The 17,484-nt window shown below is 64.9% G+C and carries 11 protein-coding genes and 1 tRNA gene; 11 read left to right on the top strand and 1 reads right to left on the bottom strand.

Going from position 1 to position 17,484, the window contains the following annotated elements:
• Positions 1–24 precede the first annotated feature (24 nt).
• The 5 genes from murJ to ispH all read left to right on the top strand — a co-directional run bounded on the left by murJ (position 25) and on the right by ispH (position 7,357).
• Complete coding sequence (gene murJ / locus ACQVBX_RS06880) at positions 25–1,632, top strand: murein biosynthesis integral membrane protein MurJ (protein WP_431637384.1); 1,608 nt, start codon at positions 25–27, stop codon at positions 1,630–1,632.
• Positions 1,633–1,672: 40 nt separating this feature from the next.
• Positions 1,673–2,626: a bifunctional riboflavin kinase/FAD synthetase gene (locus ACQVBX_RS06875; protein ID WP_431637382.1), complete on the top strand. Its 954-nt coding sequence runs from the start codon at positions 1,673–1,675 to the stop codon at positions 2,624–2,626.
• Positions 2,627–2,786: 160 nt separating this feature from the next.
• On the top strand, positions 2,787–5,648 hold the full coding sequence (ileS, locus tag ACQVBX_RS06870; RefSeq protein ID WP_431637381.1) for an isoleucine--tRNA ligase: 2,862 nt from the start codon (positions 2,787–2,789) through the stop codon (positions 5,646–5,648).
• A 139-nt stretch (positions 5,649–5,787) separates the two neighbouring features.
• Positions 5,788–6,285 (top strand): signal peptidase II, encoded by a 498-nt coding sequence (gene lspA, locus ACQVBX_RS06865; RefSeq protein ID WP_431637379.1) that lies wholly within the window; start codon positions 5,788–5,790, stop codon positions 6,283–6,285.
• 115 nt (positions 6,286–6,400) lie between these two features.
• Positions 6,401–7,357 (top strand): 4-hydroxy-3-methylbut-2-enyl diphosphate reductase, encoded by a 957-nt coding sequence (gene ispH / locus ACQVBX_RS06860; protein WP_431637378.1) that lies wholly within the window; start codon positions 6,401–6,403, stop codon positions 7,355–7,357.
• Positions 7,358–7,418: 61 nt separating this feature from the next.
• Here the strand turns inward: ispH and ACQVBX_RS06855 are convergent.
• A tRNA-Thr gene (locus tag ACQVBX_RS06855) sits at positions 7,419–7,494 on the bottom strand.
• Positions 7,495–7,677: 183 nt separating this feature from the next.
• Here ACQVBX_RS06855 and ACQVBX_RS06850 point away from each other — a divergent pair.
• From ACQVBX_RS06850 to ACQVBX_RS06825, 6 genes are all read left to right on the top strand, one after another.
• Complete coding sequence (locus ACQVBX_RS06850; protein WP_431637376.1) at positions 7,678–9,426, top strand: diguanylate cyclase; 1,749 nt, start codon at positions 7,678–7,680, stop codon at positions 9,424–9,426.
• Entirely contained in the window at positions 9,339–9,563 is a 225-nt protein-coding gene (locus tag ACQVBX_RS06845; RefSeq protein WP_431638128.1) for a diguanylate cyclase, read from the top strand. The genes ACQVBX_RS06850 and ACQVBX_RS06845 overlap by 88 nt, the downstream gene beginning before the upstream one ends.
• A gap of 144 nt (positions 9,564–9,707) precedes the next feature.
• The gene (gene pilV, locus ACQVBX_RS06840; protein WP_431637374.1) at positions 9,708–10,205 is read left to right on the top strand and encodes a type IV pilus modification protein PilV; all 498 of its coding nucleotides are present in this window, start codon (positions 9,708–9,710) and stop codon (positions 10,203–10,205) included.
• A gap of 11 nt (positions 10,206–10,216) precedes the next feature.
• On the top strand, positions 10,217–11,335 hold the full coding sequence (locus ACQVBX_RS06835; RefSeq protein ID WP_431637372.1) for a PilW family protein: 1,119 nt from the start codon (positions 10,217–10,219) through the stop codon (positions 11,333–11,335).
• 5 nt (positions 11,336–11,340) lie between these two features.
• Positions 11,341–12,012 carry a PilX N-terminal domain-containing pilus assembly protein gene (locus ACQVBX_RS06830; protein ID WP_431637371.1) on the top strand — a complete coding sequence of 224 codons (672 nt, stop codon included), beginning with the start codon at positions 11,341–11,343 and terminating at the stop codon, positions 12,010–12,012.
• An 18-nt stretch (positions 12,013–12,030) separates the two neighbouring features.
• On the top strand, positions 12,031–17,481 hold the full coding sequence (locus tag ACQVBX_RS06825) for a pilus assembly protein (RefSeq protein WP_431637369.1): 5,451 nt from the start codon (positions 12,031–12,033) through the stop codon (positions 17,479–17,481).
• The last annotated feature ends 3 nt before the right edge of the window (positions 17,482–17,484 follow it).

Below are 17,484 nucleotides of genomic sequence, written 5' to 3'. Positions count from 1 at the left end.
GTTCACAGAGGTAGCGTCACCCGCATGAAGTCCCCCAGCATGCTGCGCGGGCTGCTGTCGTTCAGCAGCATGACGATGGTCTCGCGGGTCCTCGGCCTGATCCGCGACATTTCGATGAGCCACGTGTTCGGCGCCAATGCGGCGACCGATGCCTTCGTCATCGCCTTTCGCATTCCCAACTTCATGCGGCGCCTGTTTGCGGAAGGGTCGTTCTCCACCGCATTCGTGCCGGTGTTCACCGAGGTCAAGCAGACCGGCTCACGCGAGGAGCTGAAGGAACTGCTGGCCCGCGTGTCCGGCACGCTCAGCGGCGTGCTGCTGCTGGTCACGGCGCTGGGCATGATCTTCGCCCCGCAGGTGGCCTCGATGTTCGCGCCGGGCGCGCTGGACAACCCGCACAAGTTCGACCTCACCACCGACCTGGTGCGGCTGACCTTCCCGTTCATCTTCTTCGTGTCGCTGAACGCGCTGTCGGCCGGCGTGTTGAACAGCTTCCACCACTTCGCGCTGCCGGCGCTGGCGCCGGTGATTCTCAACGTCTGCATGATCGCCGGCGCGCTGTGGCTGGCGCCGCGGCTGCAGGTGCCGATCATGGCGATGGGCTGGGCGGTGCTGGTGGCCGGCGTGCTGCAGTGGATGTTCCTACTGCCGGCGGTGCGCGGGCTCGGCCTGTTGCAGCGGCCGCGCTGGGGCTGGAAGCACCCGCAGGTGCGCCGGATCATGACGCTGATGGTGCCGACGCTGTTCGGTTCCTCGGTAGCCCAGCTCAACCTGCTGCTGGATACCGTGGTGATCTCCTACCTGGTGACGGGCTCGCAGACCTGGCTGTGGCAATCCACCCGCTTCCTCGAGCTGCCGCTGGGCGTGTTCGGCGTGGCGCTGGGCACGGTGATCCTGCCCGCGCTGTCGCGCCACCATGTGGGCACGGACCGGGCCGGGTTTTCCCGCGCGCTGGACTGGGGGCTGCGTATCACGCTGCTGATCGCGTTGCCGGCGATGCTGGCGCTGCTGGTGCTGGCCGAGCCGCTGGTGGCTACGTTCTTCCAGAACGGAAATTTCTCGGCGTTCGACGCGCGGATGGCTTCGTTGTCGGTGCTGGCGTTGAGCGCCGGCTTGCCTGCCTACGCGCTGGTCAAGGTGCTGCTGCCGGCGTTCTACGCGCGGCAGGACACCCGCACCCCGGTACGTGCCGGCGTGGCAGCCCTGGTGGCCAACATGCTGTTCAACGGCGTGTTCATCGCGCTGCTGTTCGAGCTGTGGGCGACGCCGGCGCAGAAGCAGGGCAGCTGGATCGACGGCATCGCCCAGGTTCCCGGGCTGCACGTGGGACTGGCGATCGCCAGCTCGCTGTCCAGCTACGTCAATTTCGCCCTGCTGTGGCATTGGCTGCGCCGCGAGGGGGTGTACCAGCGCCTGCCGGGGTGGTCGCGGCACTGGCTGCGGCTGGGCGTGGCGTGTGCGGCGATGGTTGCCGTGCTGCTGGCCGGACGCTGGTTGTGGCCGGACTGGACCCATGTCGCGGTACTGGCGCGGCTGTGGCACCTGATGGTGCTGGTGATCGCCGGAGCGGGCACCTATGCCGCCGCGCTGTTCGCCCTGGGATTCCGCCTGCGTGACCTGCGCGGTGCCTGAACAAGCCCGGGGCAGGGCAGCCGGCCGCTATACTGGCGCGATGATCAAGCTTTCCAGGGACGTTGCCGGTGCCTGCCTGACGCCGCGCGGCAGCGTGGTGGCGATTGGCGCGTTCGACGGCCTTCATCGCGGGCATCAGGCATTGCTGGCGCAGGTGCACGAGCGTGCGCTCGCGCTGGAAGCCGAGCCGGTGGTGGTGAGTTTCGAGCCGCTGCCGCGGGCGTATTTCTCGCGCGAGCCGCTGCCGCGCCTGTCCAGCGTGCGCGAGAAACTGCGCGGGTTCGATGCGGCGGGCATGGCGCACGCCTTGCTGCTGCGTTTCAACGCCGCGCTGGCGGCGATGTCCGCCGAGGATTTCGTACGCCAGGTGCTGGTGGCCCGACTGGCGGCGCGCGAGGTGTGGGTGGGCGGCGATTTCCGCTTCGGCCACCGCCGTGCTGGCGACGTGGCGATGCTGGAGCGCTTGGGCGAAACGCTCGGGTTTGCGGCGCGCACGATGGCGCCGGTCACGCTGCACGACGAACGCGTGTCGGCCACCCGAGTGCGCGAGCTGCTGGCGGCCGGCGATTTCGCCACCGCCGCGCCCCTGCTCGGCCGGCCGTTCGTGATCGAGGGCAAGGTGGAGTATGGCAACCAGCTCGGCCGCACGTTGGGCTATCCCACCGCCAACATCCACCTCCGCGAGCGGGTCAGCCCGATCCACGGCATCTTCGCGGTGCGCGTGGGCCTGGGCGATGGCGAATGCGCCTGGCCCGGCGTGGCCAGCCTCGGCGTTCGGCCCACCGTCAACGAGGTGGCCGAACCGCTGCTGGAAGTGCATCTGTTCGATTTCGAGGGAGACCTTTACGGCCAGCGCATGGCGGTGGAGTTCGTCGGCAAGCTGCGCGACGAGCAGAAGTTCGACGATCTGGACGCGCTCACCGCCCAGATGGATCGCGACGCCGCGGCGGCGCGTGCCATGCTCGGCATGAATCCCGTGCTGGTGGGCGCATGACGGCTACGTGCCGCAAAGCGCCTGCCGGGCTTGTTTCAAGCCCGGCCAGCATTAGCATCTGAGGTTTGCCCGTGGCGTGCGCTGGCCGCACGCGCGCGGTCAGCCATGCATCACGTTCGTTCGGGGCAGCCCGGCGAACCCACCCGACGGCAACCAAGCTATGACCCAGGATTACAAGAGCACCATCAACCTGCCGCAAACGGATTTCCCGATGCGCGGCGACCTGCCCAAGCGCGAGCCGGACTGGCTGGCGCAGTGGGAGCAGGTGGATCGCTACGCGCAGATCCAGGCGCACACCGCCGGGCGCGACAAGGTGTTTGTGCTGCACGACGGCCCGCCCTACGCCAACGGCTCGATCCACATCGGCCATGCGGTGAACAAAATCCTCAAGGACATGACGGTCAAGTCCAAGCTGCTGGCCGGCCATCGCGCGCCGTACGTGCCCGGCTGGGATTGCCACGGCTTGCCGATCGAGATCGCGGTGGAAAAGAAGTACGGCAAGCCGGGCGACAAGCTCGACGCCCGCGCCTTCCGCCAGAAGTGCCGCGAGTACGCCGCAAGCCAGGTTGACGCGCAGCGCACCGACTTCAAGCGTCTGGGCGTGCTGGGCGACTGGCAGAAGCCCTATCGCACGATGGATTTCACCTACGAGGCGAACATGGTGCGTGCGCTGGCGCGCATCGTCGCCAACGGCCACGTGGTGCGCGGCGCCAAGCCGGTGTACTGGTGCTTCGACTGCGGCTCGGCGCTGGCCGAGGCGGAGATCGAGTACGCCGACAAGCAGTCGCCGGCGGTGGATGTGGCGTATGACGCGCTCGATCCGCAGGCGCTGGCCCGCCTGTTCGGCGTGGAGGCGGGCGACGCCATCGTCGCCGTGCCGATCTGGACCACCACGCCGTGGACACTGCCTTCCAGTCTGGCCGTGTCGCTGGGCGCGGAGCTGGAGTACGCGCTGGTCGAGGGTCCGTCGCGTAACGGCAAGCGCGTGCTGCTGGTGATCGCCAGCGCGCTGGCCGAGCGCGCCCTGCAGCGCTACGGCGTGGAGCAGGCGGTGGTGCTGGGCACGGTCAACGGCCAGGCGCTGGAAGGCGTACAGCTGAAGCATCCGTTCTACGCGCGCGAGGTGCCGGTGATCCTGGGCGAGCACGTCTCGGCCGAGGACGGCACCGGCGCCGTGCACACCGCGCCCGATCACGGCGTGGAGGATTTCACCGTGTCGCGCCAGTACGGCATCGGCACCATCAACTTGGTCGACGGCCGCGGCATCTACCGCGCCGACACGCCGCCTCTGGATGGCACCGCGCTAGCCGGCGTGCACCTGTGGAAGGCCAATCCGCTGATCGTCGAAGGCCTGCGCGCGCGGGGCGTGCTGCTGGCGCACGTCACCATCGAACACGCCTACCCGCACTGCTGGCGCCACAAGACGCCGGTGATCTATCGCGCCACGCCGCAGTGGTTCATCGGCATGGAGCAGGCCGGCCTGCGCGAAACGGCGCTGAAGTCGATCAAGCAGGTGCGTTGGGTGCCCTCGTGGGGCGAGGAGCGCATTGCCGGCATGGTGGCCGGGCGTCCGGACTGGTGCATCAGCCGCCAGCGCACCTGGGGCGTGCCGATCGCGCTGTTCGTGCACAAGGCCACCCAGGAACCGCATCCCGATTCCGTGGCCCTGATGGAGCAGGTGGCCAAGCGCATGGAGCAGGGCGGCATCGACGCGTGGTACGAGCTCGACGCGGCCGAGCTGCTGGGCGACCAGGCCGGCGATTACGAGAAAGTCACCGACGTGCTGGACGTGTGGTTCGACTCCGGCGTCACCCACTTCGGTGTGATCGGCCAGCGTCCCGAGCTGCAGCAGGGCGGCGCGCGCGACTACAAGGTGATGTACCTGGAAGGCTCGGACCAGCACCGCGGCTGGTTCCAGTCGTCCCTGCTGACGTCCTCGGCGATCCACGGTCGCGCGCCTTACGACGACGTGCTCACCCACGGTTTCACGGTGGATGCGTCCGGCCGCAAGATGTCCAAGTCGCTTGGCAACGTGGTGGCACCGCAGAAGGTGATGGATACGCTCGGCGCTGACGTGCTGCGCCTGTGGGTGGCCTCGGCCGACTACCGCAACGAGATGACCGTCTCCGACGAGATCTTGAAGCGCGTGTCGGACAGCTACCGCCGCATCCGCAACACCGCGCGCTTCCTGCTCGGCAACCTCGACGGTTTCGATCCGGCAAAGCACCTGGTGGCCGTGGAGGATTCGTTGCTGCTCGACCAGTGGGCCGTGCAGCAGGCCTACGACGTGCAGCAGGCGGTGGTCGCCGCGTACGAGCGCTACGACTTCCCCGAGGTGGTGGCGCGGGTGCAGAACTTCTGCACCAACGAGCTGGGCGCGCTGTACCTGGACATCACCAAGGACCGCCTCTACACCATGCCGACCGACAGCCGCGGCCGGCGCAGCGCGCAGAGCGCGATGTACCGCATCGCCGAGGCGATGGTGCGCTGGCTGGCGCCGGTGCTGAGCTTCACCGCCGAGGAAATCTGGCAGGCGCTGCCCGGCGAGCGCGCCGAGACGGTGCTGTTCGAGACCTGGTACGACGGGCTCGCGGCGACCCAGGCATCGCCCGAACAGCGCCGCTACTGGGCCGATCTGCTGGCGATCCGCGACGGCGCCTCGCGCGTGCTCGAGGGCATGCGCAAGGCCGAGCAGATCGGCGCGGCGCTGGAGGCGAAGTTGACCGTCCATGCTGATGCCACGCTGCTCGAGCGTTACCACTCGGCGGCGGACGAGTTGCGGTTCTTCTTCATCACGTCGGAGTTGGCGTTGGCGCCGCTGGCGCCGCGTCCGGATGATGCCGCGAAAGTCGAGCTGGACGGCGCCGAGGCTTGGGTGTCGGCCCGCGTCAGCGACGCATCCAAATGCGTGCGTTGCTGGCATCGTCGTGAGGACGTGGGCAGCCACGCCAACCATCCGGAACTGTGCGATCGCTGCGTAAGCAACGTCGACGGCCCCAGCGAGGATCGGCGCTGGTTCTGATCTGCCCTTATGACACCCCTGTAGGAGCGCGCCCTGTGCGCGACCGCTCTGGCGTTGATTGCGGCCAAAGGCAATCGCGGACAGGGTGCGCTCCTACGCCCCAGGAATCAGCATCATCGAATCGGAAGTTACGCCGCCCATGACCACCAAACCCAACGCGCTTCCCTGGCTGCTTGTTTCCGCCGCCGTCATTGCGCTCGATCAGTTGAGCAAATGGTGGGCGCTGGCGGCGCTGCAGCCCGCCGGCATGCCGCATCCGGTGATCCCGGGCCTGCTCAACTGGACGCTGGCATTCAACACTGGCGCAGCCTTCAGTTTTCTCGCCGAGGGGGCGGGCTGGCAGCGCTGGTTCTTCGTGGTGTTGGCACTGGTGATCAGCGCGGTGCTGGTGGTGTGGCTGGCGCGCACCGCGCGGCGCGACTGGCGCACGGCGGCGCCGCTGGCGCTGATCATCGGCGGCGCGATCGGTAACCTGATCGACCGACTGCACGCCGCCGCCGTCACCGACTTCATACAGGTCTACTGGCGGCAATGGAGCTACCCCGTCTTCAACGTGGCCGACTGCGGCATCAGTGTCGGCGCGGTGCTGCTGATCGTGTTCGGCCTGCGGGCCGGCAAGCGTGAGGGCATGCGATAATCCGCCTTCCGTCGTAGGAGCGCACCCTGTGCGCGACGCTTCTTGGTAGAACCTGCCAAGAGCATCGCGCACAGGGTGCGCTCCTACAGTGTCTCTCCCGCCACCGGGCCCGCCCATGGACATCCTTCTCGCCAATCCCCGCGGCTTCTGTGCCGGCGTCGATCGCGCCATTGCCATCGTCGAGCGCGCGCTGGAGTCGTACGGCGCGCCGATCTACGTGCGGCACGAGGTGGTGCACAACCGCTACGTGGTCGACAAGCTGCGTGCCGACGGCGCCGTGTTCGTGGAGGAGCTGCACGAGGTGCCCGACGGCGCCACCGTGATCTTCAGTGCCCACGGCGTCTCGCAGGCGGTGCGCGAAGAGGCCGATCAGCGCGCGCTCAAAGTGTTCGACGCCACTTGCCCGCTGGTGACCAAGGTGCACATGGAGGTCGCCCGGCTGGGCCGGATCGGCCGCAGCGTGATCCTCATCGGCCACGCCGGGCACCCCGAAGTCGAAGGAACGATGGGGCAGTGGAACCCGGCCAATGTTGGCGAGATCCTGCTGGTCGAATCGGTGGAGCAGGTGGCTACGCTGGCGCCGAAGTTTCCGCACGAGTTGTCCTATGTCACCCAGACCACGCTGTCGGTGGACGACACCAAGGCAATCATCGTTGCGCTGCGCGAACGGTTCCCCGACATCGAGGGTCCGCGCAAGGACGACATCTGCTACGCCACCCAGAACCGGCAGGATGCGGTGCGACGGCTGGCCGAGGCGGTGGACCTGGTGCTGGTGGTCGGCTCGGTGAACAGCTCCAATTCCAACCGGTTGCGCGAACTGGCCGAGAAACAGGGCGTGCGCTCCTACCTGATCGACGGCGCCGAGCACATCGACCGCGACTGGTTAAACGACGTGCAGCGCATCGGCGTCACCGCCGGTGCCTCGGCCCCGGACAAACTGGTGCGCGACGTGATCAGCCGTCTGCAGTCGTGGGGCGCCGGGCAGGTGAGCGAACTGGACGGCGAGCCGGAGAACATTACCTTCGCCCTGCCGAAAGAGCTGCGCATGGCCGACAATCACCCCGGCGCCTGATCGCCAACGGCGCTTCAGAAAAATAAAAAGGCCCGCAGCGATGCGGGCCTTTTTGCTGAAATGGTGCCGGAAATAGGAATCGAACCTACGACCTACGCATTACGAATGCGCCGCTCTACCAACTGAGCTATTCCGGCAAAGAGCCGCGAATTTTACGGAGTGAGCGAGTGTTGCGCAAGCGCGCGTACCGGGGTGTTCGGACGTTTCTCAAGTTGCCGCTCTGTCCGCCGTTACGTTGCCTGCACCAATCGGTGTTTCATGGCCATGGAGTGGCGACCGCCAGAGCGCCTGTCTTGTCGCGATCCCCCCCCTCACCCCGCATGCTTACCCTGGGCCTGGCGGCGCTGCTGGCGATGTCTGCTGTAGCCCTGGCCGGGGAGCAGGGCCGCGGGCCGTCGGCTGAGGGTTTTGATCGGCTGGCCGATCAGCTGGATCGCGGTGAGCTGGTCATCACGACGAGCGCCGACGCTCACAGGTTGCTTGACCAGCTCAAGCGGCAGATTCCGGCCGGAGATGTCCGCCGCGAGCTTCGCTACCGCTACCTGTTCTGCATCATGGGCATGGACGGCGATCCCGCCGTAGGTTTCGCCTACGCAGAGAAAGGGCTGGCGGACGCGCGGCGCGCCGGCTACGCGGATGCCGAGATCAACTTCCATTTCTGTCGTGGCGCCAACCAGGAGTCGCTGACCACCGCCCGTGATGCCCTGCCGGACTATGACGCTGGCATCGAGATCGCGCGCCGCACGGAAAACACCCGACTGGTCGCCGATGGGCTGACCTGGCGTGGCGCCGTGCAGTCGCTGCTTGGCGAGCATGCGCGGGCGCTGGTCGATTTTCTGGAGGCGCAGAAGTTCTACGACAGTGCCGGCGAAGCGATCGAGAGCGAGCAGAATCTGTTCAACGTCGCCGTCGCCTACCGGCGGATTGGCGAGCGCCGGGAGGCCCGCGGCTACCTCGATCGATTGATGGCACTGGGCATCCAGCGAAAGGATCTGCCGCAGCAGATGTCGGCCCACATGGAGCTGGGCTTTCTCGATTCCGAGGCCGGTACCGCAGAGTTGGAGCCAGCGCGAGCCCATTTCGTGGCGGCGCTGCAGATCGCTCGCTCCATTGGCAGTCACGTGGCGCAGGGCTCCGCGCACCTCGGGCTGGCGGAGGTGCTCAACCAGATGGGCGACTACCGTGGTGCGTTGGTGGAACTTGCCGCCGCGCGTACGGAACACGTCACCACGCGCGACCAATCCGACGATGACATGCTCGGGCTACAGGAGGGCGAGGCTTACGCGGGTCTGGGGGATCACCGCAAAGCCATCGAAGACTTCAATCACGCGCAGGCCCTACTGCGGAAAAGCGGCAACTTGCGCTATCTCGCCGAACTGCTCGATCACCGGTCGCGCAGTTACGAGGCGCTGGGCAAGACGGCTCTCGCACTGGCCGATCTGAAGAGCATGGTGAAGGTTCATCAGGCCCTGGATCGGAAGGCGCAGTCCGACACCTCCACCCTGATGAGCTACCAGTTCGATACGGCGCGCAAGGAGCAGGAAAACCGCAAGCTGGAAGCAGACCGCCAGTTGCGCGACGAGCAACTGGCCGCCTTGGAGCGGGTGCGCCGCTGGCAGCGGGCCGCGCTCGCTCTGGGTGGCGTGTTGATCGTGCTGCTGCTGTGGCAGGCGCAACGGCAGCTGCGCCGTTCCCGACGCCTGCACCGCATGGCGATGACCGATCCGCTGACCGGGGTGGCCAATCGAAGGCGCCTGGAGGAGGTTGGTGCGGCAGCCGTCGATCAGGCGCGCGCGCTCGGCCAGCCGCTGGCCCTGATCGCGATGGATGTGGATCACTTCAAGGCCGTCAACGATTCGCTCGGGCATGCGGCGGGCGACCGTGTGCTGGTCGCGATGGCCGCAGTCTGCCAAGGCGCCCTGCGGCAGGTGGACCGGCTCAGCCGCGTCGGGGGCGAGGAGTTTGTGGCGCTGCTTCCCGGATCGAGCGCGGCCGATGCCATGCTGGTAGCCGAACGCCTGCGTGTCGAGGTGAGCGCCCTGGCCCTGGACGAGCTTGCCCCGGCCTGACTATCACGGTCAGTCTCGGAGTTACCGAGCTGCGGCCATCCGACAGGTCGCTGGATCAGCTCCTGCGGCGCGCCGACCGGGCGCTCTACGAGGCCAAGAAGCTCGGCCGGAACCGGGTGGAGCAACTGCTCGACTGAGTCCCGCTTTCCCTGTGAAGTCGTTCACATGCCGAGCCTGGCGGATGCCGCTCGTCGGAAAAATGGCGCCGCCTGTCGTCTGAGCCAGGGGATGGTGACAGCCGCGACATACCCTTTGTGTGGGGTAAACGGGGGAGAGTCCTCATGCATGCATTGTCTCGCCAGCGAGGTGTATCGCTGATCGAGGTCATGGTCGCCGTGCTGATCTTCAGCATCGGCGTGCTTGGTCTGGCGCTTCTTCAGGCGAAGGGCGCGCAATTCACCAAGGAATCCGGTTCGCGTACTGCAGCCATCATCCAGGCGCGCAGCCTCGCCGATGCGATGCGAGCCAACCCCGCCGGAGCCAAGCCGGCGGACGGAGTGGACAGTTACTACATCTACAACGGTACGCCGGCTTACTCGCAGGCCGATTGCGACTCCACCACGCTGGCATCCCCGCAGGATGTGGCCAAGCGGGATCTCGCGTGCTGGGTCGTGGGGCTGAGAAAGCTCATTCCGGCGCCGCCCACAGGGGTGCAGATGGCAACGGTGTCCAAGGACACCAACCTCGGCACCCTGACCGTCCGCGTCTCCTGGAATGGTGTGGCTGGTGTCGGCGGCAACAGCAACCAGTCCTACAGCTTCAGCTATCTGCCCGAGTGAGCGAGGGAAACATGACCAAGCGTCTGCGCCGTGAGGGTGGTTTTTCGCTGATCGAGTTGATGGTGGCGCTGCTGCTCGGCCTGATCGTGGTGGGCGGCATCATTTCCGTGCTTCTTGCCAGCCGCAAGTCGTACCAGCTGCAGCAGGGCAACAACTTCAATCAGCAGAGCCTGCGCTTTGCCGTTTCCCAGCTGGATTGGTCGATCCGCATGGCGGACTTCTGGGGCGGCGTGAAGCGCAGTAACGTCAGTGGCTCGCCCTCAACTGCAGGTCTGGGCGGGAGCGGCGATTGTGATGCGGCTTGGGTGCTGGCCGACCAGGGCATCTACGGCTACAGCGGCGGCACCACATTTCCCCTCTCCGGGTGCGTCGATGACGCCAACTATGTGAAGGGTTCGGACGTCATGGTGGTCCGCTACGGCGATACCCATGGCTATTCCCCCAGCACCAGCGGCAGTACGGGGACGCCTTACACGTCGACCACCATCGACAACCGCACGAGCTTGTTCGTCGTCACGGGAGTGGGGCAGCAGGGCTATCTCTTCCGCAGTGGTGAGACGCCGCCGGACTCTCCGCTCGGCGTCAACGTGGGGCGCTATGTCTACCCGTATCAGCTGGACATGTACTACCTGCGCCCCTGCAGTGATCCCGGCACCGACGGCAAGTGCGGTACTGCAGATGACGGGGATGCCGCCGATCGCACGCCGACGCTGGTGCGTATGCATCTGGACAGCACCGGCGCGCTGACTTCCGAAGCCATCGTGGATGGCGTGGAGCAGATGCAGTTCGAGTATGCGGTCAACGTCGGTAGCGACAGCTACCAGGCAGGCGCCTTCGTCAGCGCTTCGGACCTGAACGACACCACGTGGAAGAACGTCATCGCTGTACGTGCAAGCATCGTTGCCCGATCGAAGACTCGCGACGTGAGCGTGCCCAATACGGGCGATTTCCAGGTGTCGGCGCACTGCCGTTACCAGATCGCGTCAAACGGCGCGCTGACCTTTCCGACGCTGACGGGCGGTAACGCCTGTGAGGACACACAAGTCAGCGTGTTTGGCGATCACCCGCAGCAATACACGCGGACGGTCTCCAGCAATGTCATCCAGATTCGCAACCGGGTAAGGGGCTGAGTGTGATGAAACATCGTTCCCTTGTTCGTCAGCGCGGCGTGGCGCTGTTTGTCGGGCTGGTCTTTCTCGTCGTGCTGTCGCTGGTGGCCATCACGGCCATGAAGGGCACGCTGATCGAGATGCGCATGGGCACCAGCACCGCGCGTCACGAGCAGGCCTTCGAGACCTCCGAGACGCTACGCGGCGTGCCGGTATCGTTGTTCGACGAGCACGTTTTCGAGCGCGGTTGGCCGTCGGTGCTGGGCGGCACGCTGCCGGACGCCGATTTCGATTACCAGTCAAAGTTTCCAAGCACGCTGCTGACCGCCGTGGCCGATGGCCTTCAGGACGACTGCAGCGGAAACCCCACGCTGCTCTACGCCCAGCTCCAGACCTGCGGCACCCCCGAGTCGCTCTACGACCCGTCCACATGGCATCCCGACATGACGTTGTCGGTCTGCGACGTGGCTGCTTCCAGTTGCTCCACCGAAGTGGGAGCGACGGTGAGCATCGTGCCCGATGGACAGGTGCTGGCCGAGGGGGCGGGAGGCGCGCAATCGGCAGGCTATCGCGGCCTCGGTGTTGGCGCCGCCGGCGGTGGCGCCAACATGTACTTCGAAATTCGCAGCGTGGGCACCGTGCCGGGCAACGGCATCGCCACCACCCATTCGCAGTATCGCCAGACCATTCGCAACTGATTCCCGGCGGGCTTCCTCATGAGCATTCTCAAACTTCATCGTCAGGGCCTTTTCGTCGGCACGCTTGTGGCGGCCATGGCGATCTTCTCGTTGCCCCCTCCGGTGGCAGCCACGTCGATCTCTGCGTCGAACCAGCAGGCCGGCGCCTATGCGCTTGATCCGCCGCTGGGCACCGCCGGCGCCGCGCCGCTGGTGATGCTGAACATTTCCCGCGATCAGGCCTTGTTTTCTAAGGCGTACAACGATTTCAGCGACCTGAACAACGACGGCACGCTGGAAACTACCTATTCCGACGCGATCGATTACGCCGGTTATTTCGATCCGCAGAAGTGCTACACGTACTCCGCCACGGACGGTTATTTCTCGCCTGATTCGGCAGCAACGGGTGCTCATACCCACTACTGCACGGGCAAGTTCTCCGGCAACTTCCTGAATTGGGCGTCGATGACGCGCATGGACGAGGTGCGCAAGATTCTCTATGGCGGCAAGCGTTCGACGGATACTGCGTCGGCCACGGTGCTTGAGCGAGCCTACCTCCCGACCGATGCTCACTCCTTTGCGAAGTACTACAGCGGTTCGGATATGTCGAGCCTCGTGCCGTCCGATTACGTTGGCAATACCACCGCGCCGACCACTACAGCTTCGGCGGCAGTGACCGTTGATGCGCTGAATGAAAATAGTCGGAACTACGCTAGGTGGAGCGTCGATGGCCTCGGTGCCGGTTTTACCTACGAGGTCGGCGACCAGCTTCAGTTCACCGCTAAAAACGACGGTAGCAACCCGCTCACGATCGTTACTGGCATCCGGGACATCAGCAACGGCCAGCCCCGAGTAAGGCTGGAGCTGGGGCAGTTCAGCTCCAATTGCAACAGCGTCAAGCCGACGGGTACTGGTGCAAACAACTGCATAGTTCAACTCAAATCCAAGAGTGGGTGGAACGTAGTCAATCTCAGCCGTACCGGCCTGACGATCTGCAACACGACCGTCAAAGGAAGTTCCACCAACTCGTCCCAGACCAACACGGCGCCCCCGTTGATGCGCTTCGCCAAGGGCGACTATGCCTTGTGGGGTGCCAACGAGAAAAAGCAGTGCCAGTGGCGCAGTGAGAACAGCAATACGCAGAGCGGGTTCGACAACGGTTTTCTCAGTAACGGCAATCGCGCTGCCTTTTCAGGTGTGTACGCGAATGCCGAAAACCCTGTGCTCGCGACTGGCATGGAGCTGACTGCGCGTGTCAAGGTCTGCGTCAGCGGTCTGATCGGTACAGAAAAGTGCAAGCAGTATCCGGACGCCACCAACACCAATAATCCCTACAAGCCCTACGGCCTCCTGCAGAAGTACGGTGAGGCGGGCGAGATCAAGTTTGGTCTGGTAACGCCGAGCTACGACAAGAACGTATCCGGTGGCGTGCTTCGCGCTGCGCTGCCTGGCCCGGGTACCAATTCGGGCAACTTCATCACCAGCGAGATCAGTCCCACGACTGGGCAGAAGACCGGCAACGCCGGCATCATCTCTACGTTGGATAAGCTCCGCATCTACGGCTATCGTTACGATCAAGCTGACAGCTATCAAAATGATGATGGCTGTCCCTATCAGCAAACAGGCATCGGTGGCACGGCAACCACCGACGTGACCGAAGGCAAATGCTCTTCGTGGGGCAATCCCATGGCTGAGAGCTACGTGGAAGCACTGCGTTATCTGGCGCACGGTACGGCCAACGCCAATTTCAACCCCGGTACGGGCGGCAAGGATGCTGCGCTCGGTCTAAGCGTGGTCACCTGGAACGATCCGATCAGCGAGGCCAACTATTGCGCCGCGCTCAACGTCATCAACATCAACGCCAGCGCCATCAGCTACGACTCCGATCAGTTGGGCGGCTTCAGCGATCTAGGCACGGGCAAGACCGTGCGCGGGTGGACCAAGCTCGTTGGCGATGGCGAAGGCATTACTGGCAAGTCCTGGTTCGTCGGCAACAGCAGCGCTTCGTACAACGGGACGGATGCAAATCTCTGCTCGGCGAAGACTGTGGCCAATTTCGGCGATGTGCTGGGCCTGTGTCCGGAAGTCCCGGCGCTCAAGGGCAGCTACGACATTGCCGGTGCGGCCTACGGCGCCCATGTCAACCGCATCCGCAACCTGGGCAACGACAGCAGCGGCAATCCGATCGTGCCTGCCGACGACAAGACGTCGCTCAAGGTCACCACGTTTGGTGTCCAGCTTGCGACCAATACGCCGCAGATCCGTGTGCCGGTTCCGGGCAATGCGGGCAAGTTCATCACCATCATTCCGGCCTACCGACTGGTGCTGCCCACAGGCGTGGGCGGCGGCGAACTGGTGGACTTCAAGGTGCTGTCGCAGTCCACGGACGGCACGACTGCGCGGGGCACCTTCTACGCGAACTGGGAGGACAGCTTCGCCGGTGGTGACTTCGACCAGGACATGTGGGGCATCATCAGCTACGAGGTGACGTCGACCACGGTGAAGGTGACGACCAAGCCGGTATCGGCCTCGACCAACAACGGTCAGGGCTTCGGTTACATCATAAACGGCACCACCCAGGACGGCCCGCATTTCCACTCGGGCATCTACAACTTCAACTACACGGATCCGCAGAACATCTCGGTGGTTGATGCCGCCGGCAACTCGCTCCTCAGCACCACCAACATCAATGCCTCTGGCGGTTGCGTCAACTGCACGGTCGATAACCAGGCGACCACCGCGGTCTACACCGTTGGCAGTACGTCGGCCGGCATCCTGCAGGATCCTTTGCTCTACGCTTCGAAGTGGGGCGGTTTCAAGATCGACACCAGCAAGGCGGATGGCACCGACACGCCGGCGAACGATGCCGACCCGACCGACCACACCAAATGGGACGCGGACGGCGATGGTATTCCGGACGACTATTTCCTGGTGACCAATCCCGCGAAACTCGAGGAGTCGCTTGACACGCTGTTCCGCAAGATCCTGGCGAAGATTGCATCGGGTACCGCCGCCGCCGTGGTGGCCACGAGCAGCAACGGCGTGGGGCTGACCTATCAGGCGCTCTACGAGCAGGAGCACAAGGACGACAGTGGCCGGGTGGCCAACTGGGCGGGCTCCTTGGCCGGCTTCTGGACTGATGCGGCAGGCTATCTGCGCGAGGATGCCAACCACAACTTCCAACTGGACGACTACACCGTCGACCCGGTCGTGATCTTCTCTTACCAGTCGGGCGCGCAGAAGACCATCGTCAACCGCTACTTCAGCGACGATCCCAAGGTGTTCAATATGGGAACGGCGATCCCGGTCGAACTCGACCAGGTCAACACGGTGTGGAACGCTCGCGACTGGTTGTGGAGCCCGACGCTGAAGGTGGATGCCAACCGCACCTACACGTCGGTGGCTACCAATACCAGCACCACGGCTGGTGGGCGGTACATCTTCACCTGGCTGGACAAGAACCATAACGGCAAGGTCGATAGTGACGAGACGGTGCCGTTCGAGTGGTCGAGCTTCAGCGGAACGAGCACCAATGGCACGTTTACCGACCAGCTCTATCGATTCCTCAACTCCGACGATGGCGCTTCAAACGGCGAGGCGAACAAGCTCGTGCGCTGGGTGCGCGGCGAAGAGATCCCGGGGTTGCGCAATCGCACCGTTGACTACAACACGGCCAATCCGAACCGGATTCTGCGGCTGGGCGACATCATCAACTCCACCCCGCTGGCGGTGAGCACGCCGGCAGAGTCGTACGACCTGCTTTACAACGACTCGACCTACGCAGCGTTCCGTTCGACCTACCGGAACCGGCGGCAGGTGATCTATGTCGGCGCCAACGACGGCATGATCCATGCGTTCAACGGCGGCTTCTACAACACCAGTTGCCAGCGCTTGACCGTACAGACGGATTCGGCCGTGTGCACCACGGCGAGCCCTAACACGGCAGCTGACCTGACCGGCACGCAGACCGCCCACCCGCTGGGTGCGGAGCTGTGGGCGTATGTGCCGGGTGATCTCCTGCCTCACCTGCGCTGGCTGGCCGATCCCAACTACCGCCACGTGTACTACGTGGACGGTAGCCCCATCGCTTTCGATGCCAAGGTGTGGGGTGATGGCGACACGACCCATGTCGGTGGCTGGGGAACGATCATGGTTGTTCCGTTCCGGCTGGGGGGCGGCACCATTACGGTGAACGCCACCAACAGCGGCACCGACAACCTCACCTCCGAGTCTGCGTACGTGGTGATGGACATCACCAATCCGGAGGCACCGCCGACGCTGCTTGCCGAAATCAAGATGACGGGACAGCGCGCAGTGTCGGTCCCCGCGGTCGTCGTGGTGCGGCAGGCTTCCTCGGGATCCCCGAACAAGTTCTTCCTCGCCGTCGGCAATGGCCCCACCGACGCCACGCGGGTCTCGTCCTCCAATCCGCTCTCGGTGAGCATCTACGACGTGGAGGCCCTGAAGAACCACAACGTGTCGCCCGTGCGCACGTTCAACATGCAGACTGCGGCGGCACAAGGCGGCGGTGAGGCGGTCAACAGCTTCTCGGGCGACCTGATTGCCTCCGACTACGACCTCAACGGTCTGGCGGAAAGCCTGTATTTCGGCAGCGTCCGCTCGCCCGCGACAGCCACCGGGACGGAATTCGGTGGCTCGTTCTGGAAGATCGCCATCAACGGTAATCCCGACCCGCAGCAGTGGACGGCCACTCAGATGCTCAGTCTGCGTGACGACACCACCAGCAGCACCGACATCGGGCGTCCGGTGACCATTCGCCCGACGCTCGGCCGAAACAACCGTGGTGCGCCGATGGTGTTTTTCGGCACGGGGCGCTTGTTCAACTCGCCGGACAAGGCGACCTCGGGCCAGCAGCGGATCTACGGCATTATCGATACCTCCCTGCTGAGCACGGGAGACGCGCAGTACAGCACGGCGCCGATCCCCTCCAGCAAGGTGGCCGATGTCACGGGGATCAACGTCTTCACGGATGGTTCGATCACCGGATCATCCGACGCGGACACGTTCGATGCCCTGTCGCAGCTGTTTGACACCACCGATTACCTGGGCTGGTACCGGAACCTGTCCACTTCAGGCACCAATCCGTCGGAGCGTGTCGTCAGCGCCCAGACGCTGCTGGGCAGCGTACTGCTCACCAACACATACGTGCCGGGAACGTCGATCTGCACCGGCCTGGGCACCTCGGCAACCTTTGGACTGAACTACAAGACCGGAACGGCCGATCCGAACCTGACGTTCTTCGGGTCGACGACGTCGGGCGGCAAGCAGATGGTCAATCCGTCGGCCAGCCTGGGGCAGGGCCTGCCGGCACCGCCGAGCCTGCACCTGGGGAGCTCCGATCAGACCGGGAAGAAGAAGGTGACGGCGTGCGTGCAGACCTCGACCGGTGCCATCATCTGCAAGGACATCGTCACGCTTAACCCGGTGACCAGCAGTGAACAGTCCTGGCGCGAACCGGTAGAAAATTGAGGA

The organism is Dyella thailandensis (assembly GCF_050749815.1).
GTDB lineage: Bacteria > Pseudomonadota > Gammaproteobacteria > Xanthomonadales > Rhodanobacteraceae > Dyella_A.
This window is presented reverse-complemented; position numbering and strand designations above follow the sequence as displayed.

What these genes read in the sequence shown, in the direction of transcription:
- murJ (WP_431637384.1), top strand. Translation starts at nt 25, where the DNA reads ATGAAGTCCCCCAGCATGCTGCGCGGGCTGCTGTCGTTCAGCAGCATG.
- ACQVBX_RS06875 (WP_431637382.1), top strand. Translation starts at nt 1,673, where the DNA reads ATGATCAAGCTTTCCAGGGACGTTGCCGGTGCCTGCCTGACGCCGCGC.
- ileS (WP_431637381.1), top strand. Translation starts at nt 2,787, where the DNA reads ATGACCCAGGATTACAAGAGCACCATCAACCTGCCGCAAACGGATTTC.
- lspA (WP_431637379.1), top strand. Translation starts at nt 5,788, where the DNA reads ATGACCACCAAACCCAACGCGCTTCCCTGGCTGCTTGTTTCCGCCGCC.
- ispH (WP_431637378.1), top strand. Translation starts at nt 6,401, where the DNA reads ATGGACATCCTTCTCGCCAATCCCCGCGGCTTCTGTGCCGGCGTCGAT.
- ACQVBX_RS06850 (WP_431637376.1), top strand. Translation starts at nt 7,678, where the DNA reads ATGCTTACCCTGGGCCTGGCGGCGCTGCTGGCGATGTCTGCTGTAGCC.
- pilV (WP_431637374.1), top strand. Translation starts at nt 9,708, where the DNA reads ATGCATGCATTGTCTCGCCAGCGAGGTGTATCGCTGATCGAGGTCATG.
- ACQVBX_RS06835 (WP_431637372.1), top strand. Translation starts at nt 10,217, where the DNA reads ATGACCAAGCGTCTGCGCCGTGAGGGTGGTTTTTCGCTGATCGAGTTG.
- ACQVBX_RS06830 (WP_431637371.1), top strand. Translation starts at nt 11,341, where the DNA reads ATGAAACATCGTTCCCTTGTTCGTCAGCGCGGCGTGGCGCTGTTTGTC.
- ACQVBX_RS06825 (WP_431637369.1), top strand. Translation starts at nt 12,031, where the DNA reads ATGAGCATTCTCAAACTTCATCGTCAGGGCCTTTTCGTCGGCACGCTT.